The sequence below is a fragment of the Caulobacter sp. GW821-FHT05F04 genome, assembly GCF_059419665.1.
Map to the genome: position 1 here is coordinate 46,327 of NZ_JBWKSF010000001.1, position 17,795 is coordinate 64,121.

The window sequence follows — 17,795 nt, forward strand, 5'->3', positions numbered from 1 at the left end:
ATGTTCGAAACGCTGACGGCCCATCTGGGCGGCCTTCAAGGCCCTCTGACCGCTCTGCTGCAAGTGCTGATGATCGACCTGGTCCTGGCCGGCGACAACGCCGTGGCCGTGGGCCTGGCGGCCGGCGGCCTGCCGCCCAAGGACCGCAAGAAGGTCATTCTCTACGGCCTGGGCGCGGCGGTCGTGCTGCGCATCAGCTTCGCCCTGATCACCACTTGGCTGCTGGGCGTCATCGGCCTGCTGCTGGCCGGCGGCTTCCTGCTGCTGTGGGTGTGCTGGAAGATGTGGCGCGAGCTGCGCGAACAGGCGGCCGAGGCCGACGCCATGGCCTGCGTCGATGGCGATCCGAACACCGAGCCACGCGTCGCCCGCCAGCCCAAGTCGTTCAAGCAGGCTTTCCTGCAGGTCCTGATCGCCGACGTCTCGATGTCGCTGGACAATGTGCTGGCCGTCGCCGGCGCGGCGCGCGAGCACCCGGGCATCCTGATCTTCGGCCTGCTGCTGTCGATCGCCCTGATGGGCCTGGCCGCCAGCGCCATCGCCAACCTGCTGCACAAGCACCGTTGGATCGGCTTCATCGGCCTGGCGATCGTGCTCTATGTCGCCGTGCACATGATCTGGGAAGGCCACCGCAGCGTGGTCATGGACCTGAACCAGACGGCCACCTACAACGCCGCCGCCCCGGCGCCGCTAGACATCAAGCCGGACGAGCTGGCCCAGCACAACAAGCACAAATAGGGCGAGGATCACGCTCAGCGCGCCGGAAGCGGCGGCAGGTCCAGCCGTCGAAGGTCGGCCATCCTGACATAGAGCCGCAGGATCGCGTGGTGGCGGACCGTGTCGTCCCGCGCCTCGACCGCCTCGTGCAGGCCGATCAGCGCCGTCCGCAGCGCCGCGTTGACGCGGTCGAGCGCCGAGATCGTCATCTCGTCCGTAGACGGAAGGCCCACGACGTCCAGCCCGTAGTCGGCCGCCGCCTCGGCCAGGGTCGCGCGGATCAGGGCGTTCTCCTCGACCCGCGCCGCCACGCCGCGCTCGGCTTCCTGAGCCGCCAGCAGCGACAGCAGAGCCACCAGCCCGACCTTGCCGGCCATGAATTCGCCCTGCTGTTCGGGCGGACCGGGATCGGCCATGCACATGAAGTTGCCGACTAGGATGTCGGGCAGGCTCGGAGTCATGACAGGTCCTCCAGACGCAGCATCGCGGCGGCCAGGATCTGGTCGTGCCGCCGGGCGGTGTACCAGCCCGACACCGCCAGGATCGGCTCCTTGAAACCGCCGTCGCGATATTCCTTGGCCGCCGAGGTCCAGATCGCCTGGCCCTTCACGGCCGCGAACAGCGACCACCAGGCCAGGGCCTCCTCATCGACCGTGAGACCGCTGGCCTTCGACCAGATGGCGAGGGCCTCGTCGCGCGGGATCATGGCGGCGACGGTCGTGGAGTCGAACGGATTCCACAGGGGGTCGATGGCCCAGGCCAGATCCTCCAGCGGGTCGCCCAGATGGACCATCTCCCAGTCCAGCACCGCCAGGATGCGGCCGTCCGGGGCGTGCAGGAAATTGCCGCCGCGATAGTCGCCATGCACAACCCGCACCGCGCTGGGCGGAGGCGGCGGCTTGCGGCGCAACAGCCGGATGGCGGCGCGGACGATCGGTTGCGGATGCTGTTCGTCGGCCTCGATCACGCCGGCCCAATGGTCGACGGCGATTCGCCAACAGTCTTTGGGCGCGGGCGTCTCGGCGGCTTTCGCCAATGGCAGGCCGCCGGGATCGACGCCCGCTATGCGGCCCAGGATGTCGAAGAACGCCTCGCCGACCGTCCGCGCGTGGGCGCCGTAGGGCATCGCCGTGAACGGCGAGACCACCGTCCCGCCCTCGACCCGCTCCATGATGAAGAACGGCCGCTCCAGTTCCGCGCCCTCGGCGTCCATCGCCACGGGACGCGGCGCGGGCACGCGATCGTGGAAACTCTCCAGGGCCAGGTATTCCAGGCCGCGGTCGGTCTCGATCAGGCTGCCGGACGGGTCGCGGCGCAGGATCAGCGGCTTGGCCTCTCCCCCCGTGTTCGCCACGAAACGATAGGTCTCGCGGCTAGCTCCGCCGGGAATGCGCGACAGGTCGGCGACGGTGACCGGCTGGCTCCAGATCCGGGTAAGATACGCCTCCAGGCGTTCGGCCAGGCCGCTCAAGGGGCCATGTCCAGGATCGAGGCGAAGCCCGATGTCGCGTGCGGACCGATGGCCAGCTGCTCGAAGACGCCCCTGCCCTTTCGCGAGCGGCCCGCGCCGTCGACATAGGTCACATCGCTCAGCGCCTGGACGTGCAGCAGATGCGGCATCTTCCGGTCCATGTCGGCGGTGACGAAGTCCTCCCGCTCGACCTTCAGTTCGCCGTGGTTCAGGCCATGCCCCCAGACGGGGTGGTTGTAGCCCAGGCCCAGCATGAAGAACTCGGTCTTGGGCTCGATCGTCATCGTCCCGTCGGCGCCCAGATCGAGCGTCGCGGCGGACGCGTGGCGCGTGCCGCTCTTCCACTCGATGGCGCAGGACGACTGCGCGAAGCCGCCGAAATCGTCCTCGCGACCGCCGTCCTCCAGCCAGAGCGCGCGGCGGTTCCAGGGCCGGCCCAGTTCGTCGTCATTGGTGTGGAAGAAGAGGCTCCCGTCGGCGAAATTGCACGGCGCCCACAGCCAGAAGAACTGCGGCGGGGCCGGCGGCGCCAGCTCCTGCGGGTCGCGCGCGCCGACGGGGCGGACGCCCCACGAGCGGTCGCGCGTGCCGACGAAACCGTCCACCGAGGTCCGCGCGCCGTCGACCTCGATCCAGCCGCTGTAACGGCCATTCTGGGTCAGGCGCGTGTAGTCCAGCAACGTGCGCGGGCCGTTGCGGCGCACGAAGCGCGGCTCCTCGATCGGGAAGGATCGGCCCTCGAAGACGATCTCGGCGGCGATCCCCTGCTCCGGCGCGGTCACGGTCAGCTTCAGGCGCCGCAGCGGCTCAAGGACTTCGATGGCGATCGGCCCGACCGTCAGATCCATTCGCTCCATCTTCAGCCAGCGGCTGGCGTGCAGATTGACCTGCCTGCCCTCCTTCATCACGCAGAAGGCCGCGTCAGCGATGTTGAGATGCGGATAGACGCCGAACGCGGCGGCGAAGAACAGGTCGGCGCCGTCGCCCTGAGCGGCGTAGCCGTTGAAGAAGTAGCGGTCGTAGAAGTTCCGATCCGTCCCCGCGTAGGCCACGGGCTCGGGCGTCTGATGGATCGGGTAATCGTCGCCCCAGGTGAGCGCCATGCCGTCCTCCCTTCTGGACACGCGAACGCTCTGACTGCTTACGAAGTCGGCTTCGCTTTACGTCCAGATGAACGACGTTAAGGTCGCGCTCGACGATTGCAACGGTGACGGAGCGTAAGCCGATGGAGGGATGGACTCCCCGGACCTGGACGGGCCTGGCGGCGCTGAGCGGCCTGCTGTCCGTGGCCTTCGGCGCCTTCGCCGCCCATGGCGTCGACAGCTGGAAGGCCGTCGAGTGGCTGAAGACCGGCGCCCAGTACCAGATGATCCACGCCCTGGCGGTGTTTGGAGCCTTCGCCCTGCATCGGGCCGGGGCCAAGGGCATGGGCTTGGTCACGGCGCTGTTCTTCGTCGGGACGCTGGTGTTTTCGGGCTCGCTCTACGCCATGGCCCTGGGCGCGCCGAGGATCCTGGGCGCGATCACCCCGATCGGCGGGCTGTCGTTCATGGCCGCGTGGGCGCTGATGGCTTGGCGCGGCTTCTCGATGCCCAATCAGGCCTGAGCCTTCCTCGCGACCGGCAGGGCCAGGAAGAAGATCGCCAGGGCCGAGCCGACCAGGCAGGCGAACATCACAACGGCCACCGGACGCGCCGTGCCGTCGTGCAGCAGGCCGCCAGCCCATGACGCCAGCGCGCCCGCTCCGAACGAGGCCGAGCCCATCAGGGCCGAGATCGAGCCGGCGCGGCGCGGGTCGACGCTGAGCGCGCCCGCCATGGTGTTGCCGCCCATCAGGCCGTACAGCGACAGAGAGGCGAACAGCAGCGGCAGAACGGTCCACTGGCCGCCCCAGCCGGTCCAGGCCGCCAGGGTCAGCAGGAAAGCCGCGACGATCGAGGCGATGCTGGCCTTGCTCAGCACCTCGTCCGGCAGGTTGCGGCGCAGCAGCATACGATTGACCTGGCTGGCCCCGATAATGCCGACGGCGTTGAAGGCGAAGATCAGGTTGAAGACCAATGGCGTGTGGCCATAGGTCCCCATCACCAGATCCGGCGCGCCCGAGATATAGGTGAACAGCACCGCCCCGTTCAGCGCGCCGGCCAGGGCGTAGCCGACCAGGCGACGCAGACCCAGGAGGGCGACATAGGCCTTCAGTGGGTTCTCCGACCGCGCCTGGGCCAGGGTCTCGGCCGAGCGTGATTCCTTCAGGCTCGCCAGCACCCAGGCCCCGACAGCGAGGCCGAAGATGACCTGGACCCAGAACACCACCCGCCAGCCGGCGAACGCCTGGATCACGCCCCCCAGTTGCGGCGCCAGGACCGGCGCCAGCCCCATGATCAGCATCATCAGCGATAGCACCCGGGCGGTGTCGGTGTGGCCAAAGCGATCGCGCACCACCGCGCGCGCCACCACCGCTCCGGCGCATCCCCCCAGGGCCTGGACGAAGCGCGCCCCGATCAGGGCGTGGATGTTGGGCGCCAGGGCGCAGGCCAGCGACGCGATGATATAGACACCGATCCCCGTCAGCAGGGGGCCGCGCCGCCCCAGACGGTCGGACAGGGGACCATAGACGAACTGACCGATGGCCATGCCCGCGAAGAAGGCTGCCAGCGTGGCCTGGGTCTGGTCCGGCCGCGCCGACAGGTTGTGGCCGATCTCCGGCAGGCTGGACAGATACATGTCGATCGACATCGGCGCGAAGGCCGTCAGCGCGCCGAGGAGCAGGACGAGACGCCACGGAACGGCGGCGGGCGGCGGAACGGTGTCGGTCATGGCGCGCCCTTCTACGCCCTTTGGACCTTACGCAAACCTGAAATGAAGCTTGCCCGGATCCGCGACGGGCTCCAGGGTGATCAGCAATCACCTGGAAACGCGGGAGGACGCGCGATCATGACGGTCAAGAATCCGGGCCTGCCCGAGCCGCGGTACGCCGACGTCAACGGCATCCGCATGGCCTATTACGAGGCCGGTCCGCGCCAGGGCGCGCCCATCGTCTTCTGCCACGGCTTTCCGGAGCTGGCCTTTTCGTGGCGCCACCAGATCGCCGCCTTGGCCGCCGCCGGCCGCTGGGTGATCGCCCCCGACCAGCGCGGCTATGGCCTGACCCCCGGTCCCGAGGCGGTCGAGGCCTATGACATGGAGCACCTGACCGGCGATCTCGTCGGACTGCTGGATCATCTGGGCGTGGAGAAGGCGATCTTCGTCGGCCATGACTGGGGCGGCATCATCGTCTGGCAGATGCCGCTGCTGCATCCCGATCGCGTGGCCGGGATTATCGGCCTCAACACCCCCTTCACCCCGCGCCTGCCGCTGGATCCGATCGAGATGTTCCGCAACGCCTATGGCGAGGACATGTACATCGTCAACTTCCAGAAGCCGGGCGAGGCCGACGCGCGGCTGGGCGCGGATCCGGAACGGACGATCCGCTTCTTCATGCGCAAGCCCAAGAGCTCACAAGACGAGTTCCTGGGCCGCCCGGCCGAACGCCGGAGCCTGGCCCTGCAGGACGCCCTGCTCCACTACGACCCGGCGACCGACGACAATCAGTTCCTGGAACCCGACGAACTGGCCTTTTTCGTCGACGCCTTCAAGCGTACGGGCTTCACCGGCGGCATCAACTGGTATCGCAATTTCACCCGCAACTGGGAGAAGGCCGAGACCCTGCCCCGCCGGATCGACGGCATCCCCTGCCTGATGATCATGGCCGAGCTGGACGTCGTCCTGCCGCCAGCCATGGCCGACCGCATGGGTGAGCAGATCTCGGACCTGGAGAAGGTGCTGATCGAAGGCAGCGGCCACTGGACCCAGCAGGAGAAGCCCGCCGAGGTCAACGCGGCGATCCTGGACTGGGTGGAGCGGCGGTTCCCGCTGTAGCCGATGCGCGATCCTCGTCCTTCGACAGGCTCAGGATGAGGATCAAGGCGGGCTCAGTAGAAAACCTCATCCTGAGCTTGTCGAAGGACGAGGTTTTCGGTCTCTCAGTTCCGGGCCGCGATCATCTGATCGGCCCGGCGACGCATGGCGGCCGCCAGCTGCAGCATGGCCAGGGCCGAAACCTCGTCGCGCTCGCCGGCGCGCAGGCTGTAGACGCTGGCCATGGCGAACAGCGCCTCGGCGCGATCGACGCCCTCGGCCCCGAACATCTCACCGATCTGCCGATCGAGTTCGGCCAACTGCGCCGGGTTCAGCATCGCGAGAAGTTCGTCGTCGGAATAGTCTTCGGGCGCGAGCTGAGTCATGGCGGGCAACATACAGAACCGAGCGAAAGGCGAAAACCTCAAGGGTCCGCCGAAGCAGACTCGTGTGTTTCTTTGACGAAAGGCCTGCTTTTCCGACGCGAGGAAATCCCCGCGATCGGGCAGGCCTTTTGCTTTCCTCCGTTCACAGGCGGCGGAAAAACACGTTAGGTTCGTCTCATGGATCGTAACGCTTCCGTCGCCGCCATGAGTTCCGTTGGTCGTCGCGGCCTGTTCCGCGAGGTCGAACCTTTTTCGTTCGGCTGGATGCCCACCGGCGGCCCGCACGAAATCTACTACGAGGAATGCGGCAATCCGCGGGGCAAGCCCTGCGTGATCCTGCACGGCGGCCCGGGCGGCGCGGTCAATCCGACCATGCGGCGGTTCTTCGATCCAGCCAAATGGCGCATGACCCTGTTCGACCAGCGCGGCTGTGGCCGGTCGCGCCCGAACGCGAGCCTGGAAGACAACACCACCTGGAGCCTGGTCGAGGACATCGAGCGCCTGCGAGAGCATCTGGGCGTCGAGAAATGGACCGTGTTCGGCGGCTCCTGGGGTTCGACCCTGGCCCTGGCCTACGCTATCAAGCACCCCGATCGCGTCGCCGGCTTGGTCTTGCGCGGCATCTTCCTGCTGACCGAGCGCGAACTGGGCTGGTTCTACCAGGACGGCGCCTCGATGCTGTTCCCGGACGCCTGGGAGCGGTTCCTGGCCCCGATCCCCGAGGAGGAGCGCGGCGACCTGATGGCCGCCTATCACCGCCGCCTCACCGCCCAGGACCGCCGCGTGCAGCTGGAAGCCGCCGCCGCCTGGAGCCAGTGGGAAGGCGACACCATCTCCCTACGCGGCCCCGACGCCCGGCCGCCCAAGTTCAATGAAGAGGACTTCGCGATCGCCTTCGCGCGGATCGAGTGCCACTTCTTCACCAACAAGGGCTTCTTCGATCACGACGGCTGGATCCTGAAGAACATCGACAAGATCCGCCACATCCCCGGCTGGATCGTCCAGGGCCGCTTCGACGTCGTCACCCCGCTGGACAGCGCCTGGAAGCTGCACAGGGCCTGGCCCGAGGCGCGCTTCGACATCGTCTGGGACGCGGGCCACGCCTCGACCGAGCCCGGCGTGATCGACGGGCTGATCCGGGCGACGGAAGCGGCGCTGGTCAGCTAGGCCTGTCGATCTCGTACCAGCAGCCGGGCTCCCAGGCGTCACGCGCTGAGGCGTAGACCAGCCGCTCACCGACCTCTCGCATCCCCAGTTTGATGAGGATCGCGCGCGAGGCGGCGTTGTCCGGGTGCGCCTGAGCCTCGATCGTCCGGACCGGCAGAAGATCCCAGATCGACGCCAAGCCGGCGGTCGCCGCCTCCAGCATGTAGCCCCGGCCCTGCGCGTTCTCGGCGAGGTGATAGCCAATCTCGACGCGGCCATCGGGCGAACCGCCGCCAAAGCCGCCAATTACCAAGCCATCCTCCCGTCGCTCTACGGCGTAGCCGACATGCCACCCCTCACGCGCGCCTTGCCGCGCGTCGGAAATACGCGCGGCGGCGAGCTCGGTCGAAGTCGGATCCGGCCAGGACGTCAGCCAACGTACGACACCAGACGTCAGATTCGTCGACAGGATTGACGCGTCGCCCTCGCGGAAGGCGCGGAGCCGAAGGCGCGGGGTCACGAGAACGGGCAACAGTTCCGCCTCGCCGCCCGTCATCACATCAACGAGCCCTTGCCGCTGGTCACTTCGGTGTAGCGATGCACGCGCACGGCCTGCACCAGGCCGAAGCCGACCATGACCGTCAGCATGACGGTGCCGCCGTAGGACAGCATCGGCATCGGCACACCGACGACGGGGGCCAAGCCCATGACCATGGCGCCGTTGATCAGCACATACAGCGAGAAGGTCGCCGTCACCCCGGCCGCGGCCAGGCGTCCGAAGTGGCTGTGGCTGATCGAGGCGATCCGCAGGGCCATGAAGATCACCGCGCCGTACAGGAACAGCACGCCGAAACAGCCGACGAAGCCGAACTCCTCGGCCAGGGTGGCGAAGATGAAGTCGGTCTGTTTCTCGGGCAGGAAGTTCAGCTGGCTCTGCGAGCCAAGGCCAAAGCCCTTGCCCAGCAAGCCGCCAGAGCCCAGGGCGATCTTCGACTGCAGGATGTGGTAGCCGTCGCCGGACGGGTCCTGCTCGGGGTTCAGGAAGGTCAGGATCCGGTTGCGCTGATAGTCGTGCAGCCCGAACATGATGAAGGGCGGAATGGCCACGGCCGCCATCGCGCCCAGGGCCGCGATCACCCGCCAGGACAGGCCGGCCAGCATCATGATCGCCCCGCCGGTGGCGGCGATCAGGATGGCGGTGCCCAGGTCGGGTTGCTTGGCCACCAGCAGGAACGGCACGCCGATCATCGCGGCCGGGATCAGCAGGCGCCAGGAGAACCGGGCGCTGTCGGACGACAGGCCGTGGTAGTAGCGGGCGAGCGCCAGCACGAGGCCGATCTTCATCACCTCGGACGGCTGGAAGCGCAGCGGCCCCAGCTGCAGCCAGCGCTGGGCCCCCAGCGAGATGTCGCCGACCAGGTCGACGGCCACCAGCAGGATGAGGCCTACCCCGTAGATCGGATAGGCGGCGGCGAACCACCAGCGCAGGTCGCACATCGCCAGGGCGATCATGATGATGAAGTAGACGCCGAAGCGCAGCAGATGCTTGTCGGCCCAGGGCTCCCACGAAGCCCCGGCGATCGAGAACAGCATCAGGCCGCCGACGCCGGCGATCATCGCCAGCACCAGGCAGAAGGTCCAGTCGACCTCCATGAACTTGATGATCGGCCGGTCGCGTTCGCCGGGCCGGGTGAGGCCGCCGCTCAAGGTCATCTTTGGTCTCCCTGAGGCGTGGTCGGCGGAACGGTCGGCGCGGCGCCGACATCGGGCGCGGGCGGCGCGACGCCCTCGACGGGGTCGTCCGGCGCGGCGCCCTCCATGACGTCCTCCGGAGCGACCTCGGGCAGCGGCGCGGGGCGCTCGATACGAGCGCGGATCTCGGGATCCTTCAGCAGGGCCACGCGCATGACTTCGCGGGCGCGTGGGGCGCCGGCGGTGGCGCCGCCCAGGCCGCCGTGCTCGATGATCACCGCCACGGCGTAGCGCGGGTCGTCATAAGGGGCGAAAGCCACGAACAGGTTGTGGTCCTTCAGGCGCCAGGTCGTGGCGTAGCCCTTGCGGTTCTTGACCCCGTCATAGCTGCGCACCTGAGCGGTGCCGGTCTTGCCGGCCATCTGCACGTCGCCCAGGCCCAGCTGGCTCTGCCTGTAGGCGGTGCCGCGCACGTCGTTGGCCACGGCCGCCATGCCGCCGCGGACATAGTTCAGGTGCTCGGGGGAGAACGGCAGGTCGGGCACGGCGGCGCCGCTGGGCTGCTCCACCCCGCCAACCGACTTGATCAGACGCGGGACCAGCGCCTTCTTGCCGTTGGCCAGGCGCGAGGTCATCACCGCCAGTTGCAGGGCGTTGACCGTCAAGGCCCCCTGCCCGATCCCGTAGCTGGGGGTCTCGCCCGGAAACCAGGTCTGGTTGGCCGGATTCTTCTTGAACGCCCGCTTCTTCCAGGCCGGGTCGGGGACATTGCCCCTCTTCTGGCCGGGAATACCGATGTCGTAGATCTGGCCAAAGCCCATGGCCCGCGCCGCGTTCGCGATGGCGTCGGGACCGATCTTCAGCGACGTCTGGTAGAAATAGATGTCGCAGGAATTCTTGATCGCCTCGTGCAGGTTCTGCGAGCCGTGGCCGCGCGGCTCCCAGCACCGCCAGGTCCGGCCGCCATAGTACCAACTGCCGCCGCAGTTGACGCGGACCTCGGGATTGATGCCGGCGGTCAGCGCCGCCAGGCCCACGGTCGGCTTGAAGGTCGAGCCCGGCGGGAACACCCCGGTCAGCGACTTGTCGAGCATCGGCTTGCGCTCGTACTCGGCCAGCGCCTTGTACTCGGCGCCCGACAGGCCCTTCACGAAGCGGTTGGCGTCGAAGCTGGGAGCCGACACCATGGCTAGCAGGTCGCCGTTACGCACGTCCATCACGACGATGGCGCCGCTCTCCTCGCCCATCACCTCAAGGGCGCGGTTCTGGATGTCGGCGTCCAGCGTCAGCAGGACTTCCTTGCCCGGGGTCGGCGGCACGTCGCCGGCCGGATCCAGGCGTACGACGCGGCCCTGCGCGTCGACCTCGGTCTTGGTGGCGCCGGCGCGACCGCGCAATTCCTTGTCGAAGGCCTTCTCCACGCCCTGCTTGCCGATGCGGAAGCCCGGGTGGTGCAGCAGTTCCTGATCCTGGGTCGCGTCGTCCTTGGCCGCTATGAGGTCGCGGTCCGAGACCTTGGCGACATAACCGATCACGTGGGCGAAGGCGCCCCCGAACGGATAGACCCGCACCTCGCCCATGTCGGCGGTGACGCTGGGCAGTTCGGGGGCCCGGATGTTGACCCGCGAGAACTCCTCCCAGGAGAGGTCCTCCATCACCACGACCGGGGCCTTGCGGGGCGCGCGGTCGAGCTCCTTCAACACACGGGCGCGGCGCGAGCCGTCGATCGGCACCAGCTTGGCCAGGTCGTCCATGACGGCCTCGGCGTCCAGGCCCTTGTCCTTGTTGATGATCAGCCGGAAATTCGGGCGGTTGGACGCCAGCGATACGCCATTGCGGTCGCGGATCAGGCCACGCGGCGGCGGCACCAGGCGGTAGTTGAACTGGTTGCCGGCCGAGAGCTTCTGATAGCGCTGGGCCTCGACGAGCTGCAGTTGCGCCAGGCGTCCGCCCAGGGCCAGCAGGCCCGCGCCCGTCAGGCCGCCCAGCAGGAACGCGCGCCGGTGGAAGACCCCCTGACGCTCGTTGACCTCGAAGAAGAAGATGGACGGTTCGCTCATGGCCTCACCGGAACCGCACGTCGGCGTCCTCGAAGCGATCGACCAGGCGGTGGGCGAACGGGAACAGCAGCGCCGTGACCAGGAACTGCCAGAACACCGCCAGCAGGCTCGGCATGGCCAGACTGTCGAGCATGGTGAACAGGAAGCCGGCGACCATGGCGACGGCCGTGACCCCGGCGAACCAGGCCCACATCATCGGCCGGCTCTGGCCGGTCATGGCGTTGCGCAGGATCAGAACCATGGCGTAGGCGACCAGCAGCGACAGGCCCCACAGGCCCGTTGGACCGCCCCAGAAGATGTCCAGGAACAGGCCCAGGATCAACAGCGCGAACGGGGCCAGGATCGAGGGGCGGATCATCGCCCAGGCGAAGGCCGGCACCATGGCGAACACCGGTTCGGGCAACTGCAGGCCCCAGATGCGGATCGGCGCGGCGAACAGGATCGTCGCGAAAATGCACAGCAACATCGGCACGCCCAACCAACGGGCGGGATTGAGCGCTCGCCCGCCGCTCATGCTCATCGCGGCGATCCCGTCGGGACGGGCGTCGCGGCCGTGGCGGGCTTGGGCTGGGCCGGTTTCGGCGCCGCCGGCTTGGGCGTCGCGGGCTTGGGCTGAGCCCCGGCGGACGGCGTCGCCGTGGCGGCGGACGGCGGGGTCGTGGTGGCCGCCGGCTTCGGCGCGGGCGGCGTCGGGGCCGACAGGATCGAGGTCTGCGGATCCTCGGTCGTCACCGGCGGCAGGGTCTTGGCTTCCAGCTGCTTCTCGTCGGCCAGTTGGGCGAAGTCCTTGAACAGCAGGACGCGGATGTAGTCGATCGACGACTGGTCGGCGAACAGCACCACGCGCCAGCGGCCGTCCAGCCCCTTCACGGCCGCGCCCACCGGCAGGCCGCGCGGCACGACGCCCCCGTCACCGGAGGTGACTACGCGATCACCCTGCTGGATGGGATCGACGCCCCGCAGGTACTCCAGCTTGGGATTCGGGCCGCCATCGCCGGTCAGGATAGCGCGGGCGTTGGTGCGGTCGATCATTACCGGCGTGCGCGAGGCGATGTCGGTCAGCAGCAGCACGCGGCTGGCGCCGCGCGAGACGCCGACCACGCGACCGACCAGGCCGCGTTCGTTGAGGACCGGATTGCCGACCTCGATGCCGCGCTCCGAACCGGCGTCGGCCAGGCGGGTGTTGGCGAAGGGACCGCGGCTGTCGGCCACCACCCGGGCCGAGGCCATCGGGATCGGCGGATCGGTGCGCAGGCCCAGCAGGCTCTTGAAGCGTTCGTTCTGGTCTTGCAGGTCCAGGGCCCGGTCGCGCCACTGGCGCATTTCGGCCAGCTCCGTCTTCAGGCGACGGTTCTCCGAGGCCGTGAAGAAGTAGCTGCGGACGAAGTCCAGGCCCAGGCCCGTCCAGCGACCGGGCGCGGCGATGGCGCCGCTGACCGGCCGGGCGACGACGTCCACCGTCTGGCGGGTGACGCCGTAGGCCTGCTCCTGCAGGGTCTCGCGACGGTCCGCCAGCAGGAAGGCGATGGCGATGACGGCCGCCACGATCAGGGCCACCGCCGCCGTCCAGGTAAGCGGCACTTTCAGGTCGCCGAGGGGACCTTCGCGAAAGGGCACGTAGTTTCTCCCGACGCCCCCCAGGCGCCTCTAGAGCAATACCAGCTTTAGGCCAGCGTGGATTCCAGGACGCCCTTCATCCACTTCGGATGCTCGAGAACCTTGCCGCAGCCCAGGGCCACGCACGACAGCGGATCGTCGGCCACCGTCACCGGCAGGCCGGTGTGGTCGCGGATCTCGGCGTCCAGGCCGCGCAGCAGCGCGCCGCCGCCGGTCAGCATGATGCCCTTGTCGGCGATGTCCGAGGCCAGCTCCGGCGGGGTGGCTTCCAGGGCCACCTTCACGGCCTCGACGATCTGTCCGACCGGTTCGGCCAGGGCGTCGGCGGCCTGCTTTTCGCTGATGCGGACTTCGCGCGGCACGCCCTGCATCAGGTCGCGGCCCTTGACGTCGATCGACAGCCCCTCGCCGTCGGCCGGCGCGCGGGCGGTGCCGATTTCCTTCTTGATGCGCTCGGCGGTCGTCTCGCCGATCAGCAGGTTATGGTGGCGACGCATGTAGCTGATGATCGCCTCGTCCATCTTGTCGCCGCCGACGCGGACGCTGCGCGAATAGACGATGCCCGACAGCGACAGCACGGCCACCTCGGTGGTGCCGCCGCCGATGTCGACCACCATCGAGCCGGTCGGCTCGTGGATCGGCAGGCCGGCGCCGATCGCGGCGGCCATCGGCTCGTCGATCAGGCCGACGCGACGCGCGGAGGCGTTCAGGCAGCTGTCGTTGATGGCGCGGCGTTCGACGGCGGTGGCGCCCGATGGCACGCACACGATCACCTTCGGGTTCACGAAGCCCTTGCGGTTGTGAACCTTGCGGATGAAGTACTTGATCATCTCCTCGGCGACTTCGAAGTCGGCGATGACGCCGTCGCGCATCGGACGGATGGCTTCCATGTGGCCCGGGGTGCGGCCCAACATCTGCTTGGCCTCGATGCCCACGGCGTGGACGATCTTGCGACCGCCCACGTTGCGTAGAGCCACCACCGACGGTTCATTCAGAACGATCCCCTTACCCTTCATGTAGATGAGGGTGTTGGCCGTGCCGAGGTCGATGGCGATGTCGTTCGAGATCACGCCGAAGAGGGAAGAGAACATTGAAAGCCCTGACTGAGGGGTAGGAGGGGCGTTACAGACGGCAGATCGGTGAAGAAGGGGCCTGATCCGTCCTGAAGACGGGGTCGGCTGAGAAAAAAGGCTCCTACTTCAATTCAATGCGAGGACAACATGATTCCCGCATTTGGCGGATTTCGATCCGGTCGACATGCCTCGATGTTCGGCGGGAGCGCCGCCCCCTGGCCGCGCCGTCGTCCGAACGGCCAAAAGCACGCCGACGTCCGCCCGTGTGCCCTGCGAAAGCGTTGAATTCAAGGTCTATTAGCGGGGTTCTCGAAGGCTTTTGCGGTCAAGCCGACCAAGCACCCGAACATGGCGAAATCTAGCCGAGCGCGGCCATGACGACCCCGACCGCCGTTATGCCGCCGGCGGCCATCTGGAAGAGGGTCAGACGCTCCTTGAACAGACGACGTCCGGCGATGGCCGCGATGGGCATTTCGACCACCCCGACCGCCCTCACCGGCCCCACGGGCGACAGGGCCATGGCCGTGAACCACAGGCCCGAGGCCGCCGCGCCGCAGAAGCCCGCGCCCAGCGACCGCCGCCAGGCGGCGATCACGGCCCTCAGGGAGTCCGGGTTTCGCCAGGCCAGATAGCTGGTCAGGCCCACGGTCTGGATGGCCTGTACCACCATCACCGTCACCAGGGCCGAAGCCGCGGCGTGGGCCGGATCGAAGGCCAGGCTGGCCTGCCGGAAGCAGTTGGCGCTCAGGGCGAAGATCGCGCCCGAGCCCAGACCGGCCAGCGCCGCGCCTTTGCGCATCACCACCTCGCCGCGCGGCCAGGTCAGGGCGGCCAGACCCACGCTAACGATCAGCCCGCCGGCCCAGGTCATCGGACCGACGTGATCGCCGAAGAACAGCGCGCCCCAGATCAGGGCGAACGGCAGGCCGCTCTGCTGCATGGCCGTGCCCAGGGCGAAGGTCGAGCGATGCATGGCCGTCAGCAACGCCGCCGTCGCCGCGATCTGCAGGCCGGCGCCGGCGGCGCAAGCCAGCCAGAAGGCTGGTGTCGGGTGGGCGTTGGCGCCAGGCGTCGCCAGCCAGGCGACGGCCGCGAAGACGGTGGCGAACGGCAGGCCGAACAGGAACCGCACCAGAGTCGCCCCCCAGGGCCCCGCCCCGCCCATGACCGAGCGCTGGGCGGCGTTGCGCGCCACCTGCAGGGCGGCCGCGCCCACGGTGATGGGAATCCAGATCATGCACCCTACCCCTTCGCCGCGACGATCAGGCCCGAGGCCCAGTCCATAGCCACGCTGGTCAGGCCTGGATAGGTCCGCAGGCGCAGAAGCGCGCCGGTGTTGACCTCGGAGGGCATGTCGAAGCCGAGCGCGGCCGTGCGGGCCTGGATCTGGCGCCAGGCCGCCGGGGCGGCGCGCGCGTTGTCGCCGAACATCATGTCGCTCCTTACGCGGCCCTTATGCGAAGAGGCCTATTTCCGAATGGAGCCCTTTCGGGCCTTGGGCGCAAAAGCTGGAGGCGGACTCGCCGCGTGGCGGGCCGCGTCAGAAGAAGGCTTACCGAACATGTCGCCCCACCCGCCCAGGAAAACGCCTCTTAGGCAGGCCGCCCAGTTCCTGCTGGGCGTGCCCACCGAGGGGATCAATCCCGCCCTGGACCGCATGCTGGACCTCGCCGAGGCCACGCCGCTGTGCTTCGTGGCCGTCGCCGGCCCGGGCGCGGGCGAAGCGATGTGCCAGCTGTGGCGTCGCGGCTATCAGCGCGTCGAGGCCGCCCGCCGAGCCACGTGCGGCGCGGCCGACGAGCGCAGCGACTTGCTGCTGGTCCTGGACTGCCAGACGCTGCAGGACGCGCGCGCGATCGTCGCCGCGACCTATGCCATGCTGCGTCCCGGCGGGACGCTGGTCGTGGACGCGGGCGCGCTGCTGGACGAGGCGCCCCGCAGGGCGCTCGCCGACAGTCTGCGAGAACTGGGCCTGGAGGTTCAGCCCCAGGCGCACCTGGGGGCCGAGATCCTGGCGACGCGGCCGTTCAGCAAGCGGCAGGCGGCATAGTCAGAGGAGCCGCCCTCGCCCTTCGACAAGCTCAGGGTGAGGACTATTGCGGCTCAGTCGAAAACCTCACCCTGAGCTTGTCGAAGGGCGAGGTTTTCGGTCCCTAGAAGCCGCTGGCGATCGCCGCTTCGGGCCGACTCTTCTCCTTGCGGGCGAAGAGGTTGTTCAGGGCGTTGACGTACGCCTTGGCCGAGGCGGTCAGGGTGTCGGTGTCGGCGGCCGCGCCGGTGGCGATGCGGCCATCCTCCTCAAGACGCACCGAGACCTGGGCCTGGGCGTCCGTGCCTTCGGTCACCGCGTGCACCTGGAACAGGCGCAGGGCCGCGCTGTGCGGCACGATCTTGTGGATCGCGTTGAACACCGCGTCGACGGGACCGTCGCCGGTGGCCTCGGCCGTGCTCGAGACGCCATCGACGTCCAGGGTCAGCTCGGCCGACTGACCGTCGGTGCCGGCCACCACGCGCAGGTGCGAGACGCGGATCTTCTCCGAGCCGCGGGCCAGGGCGTCATCGACCAGGGCGATGATGTCGTCGTCGTAGACGTGCTTCTTGCGGTCGGCCAGGTCCTTGAAGCGGCCGAAGGCCTCCTTCAGCGCGTTCTCGCCCAGTTCGTAGCCCAGGTCCTTCAGCTTGGCGCGGAAGGCGTGGCTGCCCGAGTGCTTGCCCATGACCAGGCTCGACGGGGCCTGGCCCACCGATTCCGGCGTCATGATCTCGTAGGTCTCGCGGTTCTTGAGCATGCCGTCCTGGTGGATGCCACTCTCGTGCGCGAAGGCGTTCTTGCCGACGATGGCCTTGTTGTACTGCACCGGGAAGCCGGTGATGGCCGAGACGTAGCGGCTGGCGCGGGTGATGTGGGTGGTGTCGATGCCGGTCTGGTAGGGCAGACGATCGCCGCGCACCTTCAGGGCCATGACGATCTCTTCCAGCGCGGCGTTGCCGGCGCGCTCGCCCAGGCCGTTCACGGCGCACTCGACCTGCCGGGCCCCGCCCTGCACGCCGGCCAGGCTGTTGGCCACGGCCAGGCCCAGGTCGTTGTGGCAGTGGGTCGAGAAGATCACCTTGTCGGCGCCCTCGACATTATTGACCATCCAGCTGAACAGGTCGGCATATTCGGACGGATAGGTGTAGCCGACGGTGTCGGGCAGGTTGATCGTCGTGGCGCCGGCCTTGATGGCGGTCTCGGTGGCGCGGCGCAGGAACTCGCGGTCGCTGCGGGTGGCGTCCTCGGCCGACCACTCGACGTCGTCGCGCAGGTTGCGGGCGTGGGCCACCGAGCGGGCGATCACGTCGATGACGGCGTCCGGCTCCATCTGCAGCTTGTGCTTCATGTGCAGGTCGGACGTGGCGATAACCACGTGGATCCGGCCGCGCTGGGTCGGCTTCAGGGCTTCGGCGCAGCGGTCGATGTCGACCTGGTGGGCGCGGCACAGGCCGGCGATGGTCGAGTTCTTGACGATCTTGGCCACCTCGCGGACGGCCTCGAAATCGCCGTTCGAGGCGATCGGGAAGCCGGCCTCGATGATGTCGACCCCCATCTCCTCGAGGATCTTGGCCAGTTCCAGCTTCTCTTCCAGCGACATCGAGGCGCCGGGCGACTGCTCGCCGTCGCGCATGGTGGTGTCGAAAATGACGACGTTGTCGCGCTTGTCGAAAGCGCCTGCGGATACGGTGGTCATGGAAGTACTCG

19 protein-coding genes and 1 pseudogene are annotated in these 17,795 nt (G+C 68.4%); 6 read left to right on the top strand and 14 right to left on the bottom strand.

The window, feature by feature from the left end; genetic code table 11:
- On the top strand, nucleotides 1–738 hold the full coding sequence (locus AC07R7_RS00295; protein ID WP_494633533.1) for a TerC family protein: 738 nt from the start codon (nucleotides 1–3) through the stop codon (nucleotides 736–738).
- A 14-nt stretch (nucleotides 739–752) separates the two neighbouring features.
- Here the strand turns inward: AC07R7_RS00295 and AC07R7_RS00300 are convergent, their stop codons facing one another.
- Genes AC07R7_RS00300 through AC07R7_RS00310 form a run of 3 tightly spaced genes read right to left on the bottom strand, consistent with a single transcriptional unit; the run spans nucleotide 753 to nucleotide 3,291 of the window.
- Entirely contained in the window at nucleotides 753–1,178 is a 426-nt protein-coding gene (locus AC07R7_RS00300; RefSeq protein ID WP_494633535.1) for a hypothetical protein, read from the bottom strand.
- A complete protein-coding gene (locus tag AC07R7_RS00305) occupies nucleotides 1,175–2,179 on the bottom strand; it encodes a phosphotransferase family protein (protein ID WP_494634262.1) in 1,005 nt (334 codons plus the stop codon). The genes AC07R7_RS00300 and AC07R7_RS00305 overlap by 4 nt, the downstream gene beginning before the upstream one ends.
- 5 nt (nucleotides 2,180–2,184) lie before the next feature.
- A complete protein-coding gene (locus AC07R7_RS00310) occupies nucleotides 2,185–3,291 on the bottom strand; it encodes an Rv3169 family protein (protein WP_494633536.1) in 1,107 nt (368 codons plus the stop codon).
- A 122-nt stretch (nucleotides 3,292–3,413) separates the two neighbouring features.
- Between AC07R7_RS00310 and AC07R7_RS00315 the strand changes: the two genes are divergently transcribed.
- The gene (locus AC07R7_RS00315; protein WP_492884387.1) at nucleotides 3,414–3,794 is read left to right on the top strand and encodes a DUF423 domain-containing protein; all 381 of its coding nucleotides are present in this window, start codon (nucleotides 3,414–3,416) and stop codon (nucleotides 3,792–3,794) included.
- Here AC07R7_RS00315 and AC07R7_RS00320 read toward each other — a convergent pair.
- Complete coding sequence (locus AC07R7_RS00320; RefSeq protein WP_494633538.1) at nucleotides 3,785–5,002, bottom strand: multidrug effflux MFS transporter; 1,218 nt, start codon at nucleotides 5,000–5,002, stop codon at nucleotides 3,785–3,787. The two genes, AC07R7_RS00315 and AC07R7_RS00320, sit on opposite strands and share 10 nt — an antisense overlap.
- A 117-nt stretch (nucleotides 5,003–5,119) precedes the next feature.
- On the opposite strand from AC07R7_RS00320, the gene AC07R7_RS00325 reads away from it, so the two are divergent.
- Nucleotides 5,120–6,103 (top strand): alpha/beta fold hydrolase, encoded by a 984-nt coding sequence (locus AC07R7_RS00325; protein ID WP_494633540.1) that lies wholly within the window; start codon nucleotides 5,120–5,122, stop codon nucleotides 6,101–6,103.
- 104 nt (nucleotides 6,104–6,207) lie between these two features.
- Here AC07R7_RS00325 and AC07R7_RS00330 read toward each other — a convergent pair whose 3' ends face one another.
- Nucleotides 6,208–6,468 (bottom strand): low temperature requirement protein A, encoded by a 261-nt coding sequence (locus AC07R7_RS00330; RefSeq protein WP_492883815.1) that lies wholly within the window; start codon nucleotides 6,466–6,468, stop codon nucleotides 6,208–6,210.
- 177 nt (nucleotides 6,469–6,645) lie between these two features.
- Between AC07R7_RS00330 and pip the strand changes: the two genes are divergently transcribed.
- A complete protein-coding gene (gene pip / locus AC07R7_RS00335; RefSeq protein WP_492883813.1) occupies nucleotides 6,646–7,635 on the top strand; it encodes a prolyl aminopeptidase in 990 nt (329 codons plus the stop codon).
- On the opposite strand, the gene AC07R7_RS00340 is transcribed toward pip, so the two are convergent.
- The 8 genes from AC07R7_RS00340 to AC07R7_RS00375 all read right to left on the bottom strand — a co-directional run bounded on the left by AC07R7_RS00340 (nucleotide 7,628) and on the right by AC07R7_RS00375 (nucleotide 15,487).
- A complete protein-coding gene (locus AC07R7_RS00340; RefSeq protein WP_494633542.1) occupies nucleotides 7,628–8,170 on the bottom strand; it encodes a GNAT family N-acetyltransferase in 543 nt (180 codons plus the stop codon). The two genes, pip and AC07R7_RS00340, sit on opposite strands and share 8 nt — an antisense overlap.
- A complete protein-coding gene (rodA, locus tag AC07R7_RS00345; RefSeq protein ID WP_492841131.1) occupies nucleotides 8,170–9,327 on the bottom strand; it encodes a rod shape-determining protein RodA in 1,158 nt (385 codons plus the stop codon). Before rodA ends, AC07R7_RS00340 begins: the two co-directional genes overlap by 1 nt.
- A complete protein-coding gene (gene mrdA, locus AC07R7_RS00350) occupies nucleotides 9,324–11,366 on the bottom strand; it encodes a penicillin-binding protein 2 (protein ID WP_494633544.1) in 2,043 nt (680 codons plus the stop codon). The genes rodA and mrdA overlap by 4 nt, the downstream gene beginning before the upstream one ends.
- 4 nt (nucleotides 11,367–11,370) lie before the next feature.
- Nucleotides 11,371–11,886, bottom strand: a complete 516-nt coding sequence (locus AC07R7_RS00355) for a hypothetical protein (protein ID WP_492841135.1) — start codon at nucleotides 11,884–11,886, stop codon at nucleotides 11,371–11,373.
- Nucleotides 11,883–12,983 (bottom strand): rod shape-determining protein MreC, encoded by a 1,101-nt coding sequence (gene mreC, locus AC07R7_RS00360; protein WP_494633545.1) that lies wholly within the window; start codon nucleotides 12,981–12,983, stop codon nucleotides 11,883–11,885. Before mreC ends, AC07R7_RS00355 begins: the two co-directional genes overlap by 4 nt.
- A gap of 47 nt (nucleotides 12,984–13,030) precedes the next feature.
- The gene (locus tag AC07R7_RS00365) at nucleotides 13,031–14,074 is read right to left on the bottom strand and encodes a rod shape-determining protein (protein WP_004623009.1); all 1,044 of its coding nucleotides are present in this window, start codon (nucleotides 14,072–14,074) and stop codon (nucleotides 13,031–13,033) included.
- 340 nt (nucleotides 14,075–14,414) lie between these two features.
- Nucleotides 14,415–15,293 carry a DMT family transporter gene (locus tag AC07R7_RS00370; protein ID WP_494633548.1) on the bottom strand — a complete coding sequence of 293 codons (879 nt, stop codon included), beginning with the start codon at nucleotides 15,291–15,293 and terminating at the stop codon, nucleotides 14,415–14,417.
- 5 nt (nucleotides 15,294–15,298) lie between these two features.
- Nucleotides 15,299–15,487: a hypothetical protein gene (locus AC07R7_RS00375; protein ID WP_494633550.1), complete on the bottom strand. Its 189-nt coding sequence runs from the start codon at nucleotides 15,485–15,487 to the stop codon at nucleotides 15,299–15,301.
- A gap of 130 nt (nucleotides 15,488–15,617) precedes the next feature.
- Here AC07R7_RS00375 and AC07R7_RS00380 point away from each other — a divergent pair, with 130 nt between their 5' ends.
- Together AC07R7_RS00380 and AC07R7_RS00385 are read left to right on the top strand one after the other, a co-directional pair.
- Nucleotides 15,618–16,106, top strand: a complete 489-nt coding sequence (locus AC07R7_RS00380; protein WP_494633552.1) for a hypothetical protein — start codon at nucleotides 15,618–15,620, stop codon at nucleotides 16,104–16,106.
- Nucleotides 16,103–16,203: pseudogene (locus tag AC07R7_RS00385) on the top strand (hypothetical protein); the annotation flags it as partial. The gene AC07R7_RS00380 and the pseudogene AC07R7_RS00385, both read left to right, overlap by 4 nt.
- 6 nt (nucleotides 16,204–16,209) lie before the next feature.
- Here the strand turns inward: AC07R7_RS00385 and AC07R7_RS00390 are convergent.
- On the bottom strand, nucleotides 16,210–17,784 hold the full coding sequence (locus tag AC07R7_RS00390) for a 2-isopropylmalate synthase (RefSeq protein ID WP_395443146.1): 1,575 nt from the start codon (nucleotides 17,782–17,784) through the stop codon (nucleotides 16,210–16,212).
- Between the last annotated feature and the right edge of the window lie 11 nt (nucleotides 17,785–17,795).

Excerpts from the sequence above, each read along its gene's own strand:
- rodA (WP_492841131.1), bottom strand. The coding sequence starts at position 9,327 with ATGACCTTGAGCGGCGGCCTCACCCGGCCCGGCGAACGCGACCGGCCG.
- AC07R7_RS00370 (WP_494633548.1), bottom strand. The coding sequence starts at position 15,293 with ATGATCTGGATTCCCATCACCGTGGGCGCGGCCGCCCTGCAGGTGGCG.
- AC07R7_RS00325 (WP_494633540.1), top strand. The coding sequence starts at position 5,120 with ATGACGGTCAAGAATCCGGGCCTGCCCGAGCCGCGGTACGCCGACGTC.
- mrdA (WP_494633544.1), bottom strand. The coding sequence starts at position 11,366 with ATGAGCGAACCGTCCATCTTCTTCTTCGAGGTCAACGAGCGTCAGGGG.
- AC07R7_RS00365 (WP_004623009.1), bottom strand. The coding sequence starts at position 14,074 with ATGTTCTCTTCCCTCTTCGGCGTGATCTCGAACGACATCGCCATCGAC.
- AC07R7_RS00380 (WP_494633552.1), top strand. The coding sequence starts at position 15,618 with ATGTCGCCCCACCCGCCCAGGAAAACGCCTCTTAGGCAGGCCGCCCAG.
- AC07R7_RS00390 (WP_395443146.1), bottom strand. The coding sequence starts at position 17,784 with ATGACCACCGTATCCGCAGGCGCTTTCGACAAGCGCGACAACGTCGTC.
- AC07R7_RS00375 (WP_494633550.1), bottom strand. The coding sequence starts at position 15,487 with ATGTTCGGCGACAACGCGCGCGCCGCCCCGGCGGCCTGGCGCCAGATC.
- AC07R7_RS00295 (WP_494633533.1), top strand. The coding sequence starts at position 1 with ATGTTCGAAACGCTGACGGCCCATCTGGGCGGCCTTCAAGGCCCTCTG.
- AC07R7_RS00300 (WP_494633535.1), bottom strand. The coding sequence starts at position 1,178 with ATGACTCCGAGCCTGCCCGACATCCTAGTCGGCAACTTCATGTGCATG.
- AC07R7_RS00315 (WP_492884387.1), top strand. The coding sequence starts at position 3,414 with ATGGAGGGATGGACTCCCCGGACCTGGACGGGCCTGGCGGCGCTGAGC.
- AC07R7_RS00340 (WP_494633542.1), bottom strand. The coding sequence starts at position 8,170 with ATGACGGGCGGCGAGGCGGAACTGTTGCCCGTTCTCGTGACCCCGCGC.
- AC07R7_RS00320 (WP_494633538.1), bottom strand. The coding sequence starts at position 5,002 with ATGACCGACACCGTTCCGCCGCCCGCCGCCGTTCCGTGGCGTCTCGTC.
- AC07R7_RS00330 (WP_492883815.1), bottom strand. The coding sequence starts at position 6,468 with ATGACTCAGCTCGCGCCCGAAGACTATTCCGACGACGAACTTCTCGCG.
- AC07R7_RS00355 (WP_492841135.1), bottom strand. The coding sequence starts at position 11,886 with ATGAGCATGAGCGGCGGGCGAGCGCTCAATCCCGCCCGTTGGTTGGGC.
- pip (WP_492883813.1), top strand. The coding sequence starts at position 6,646 with ATGGATCGTAACGCTTCCGTCGCCGCCATGAGTTCCGTTGGTCGTCGC.
- AC07R7_RS00310 (WP_494633536.1), bottom strand. The coding sequence starts at position 3,291 with ATGGCGCTCACCTGGGGCGACGATTACCCGATCCATCAGACGCCCGAG.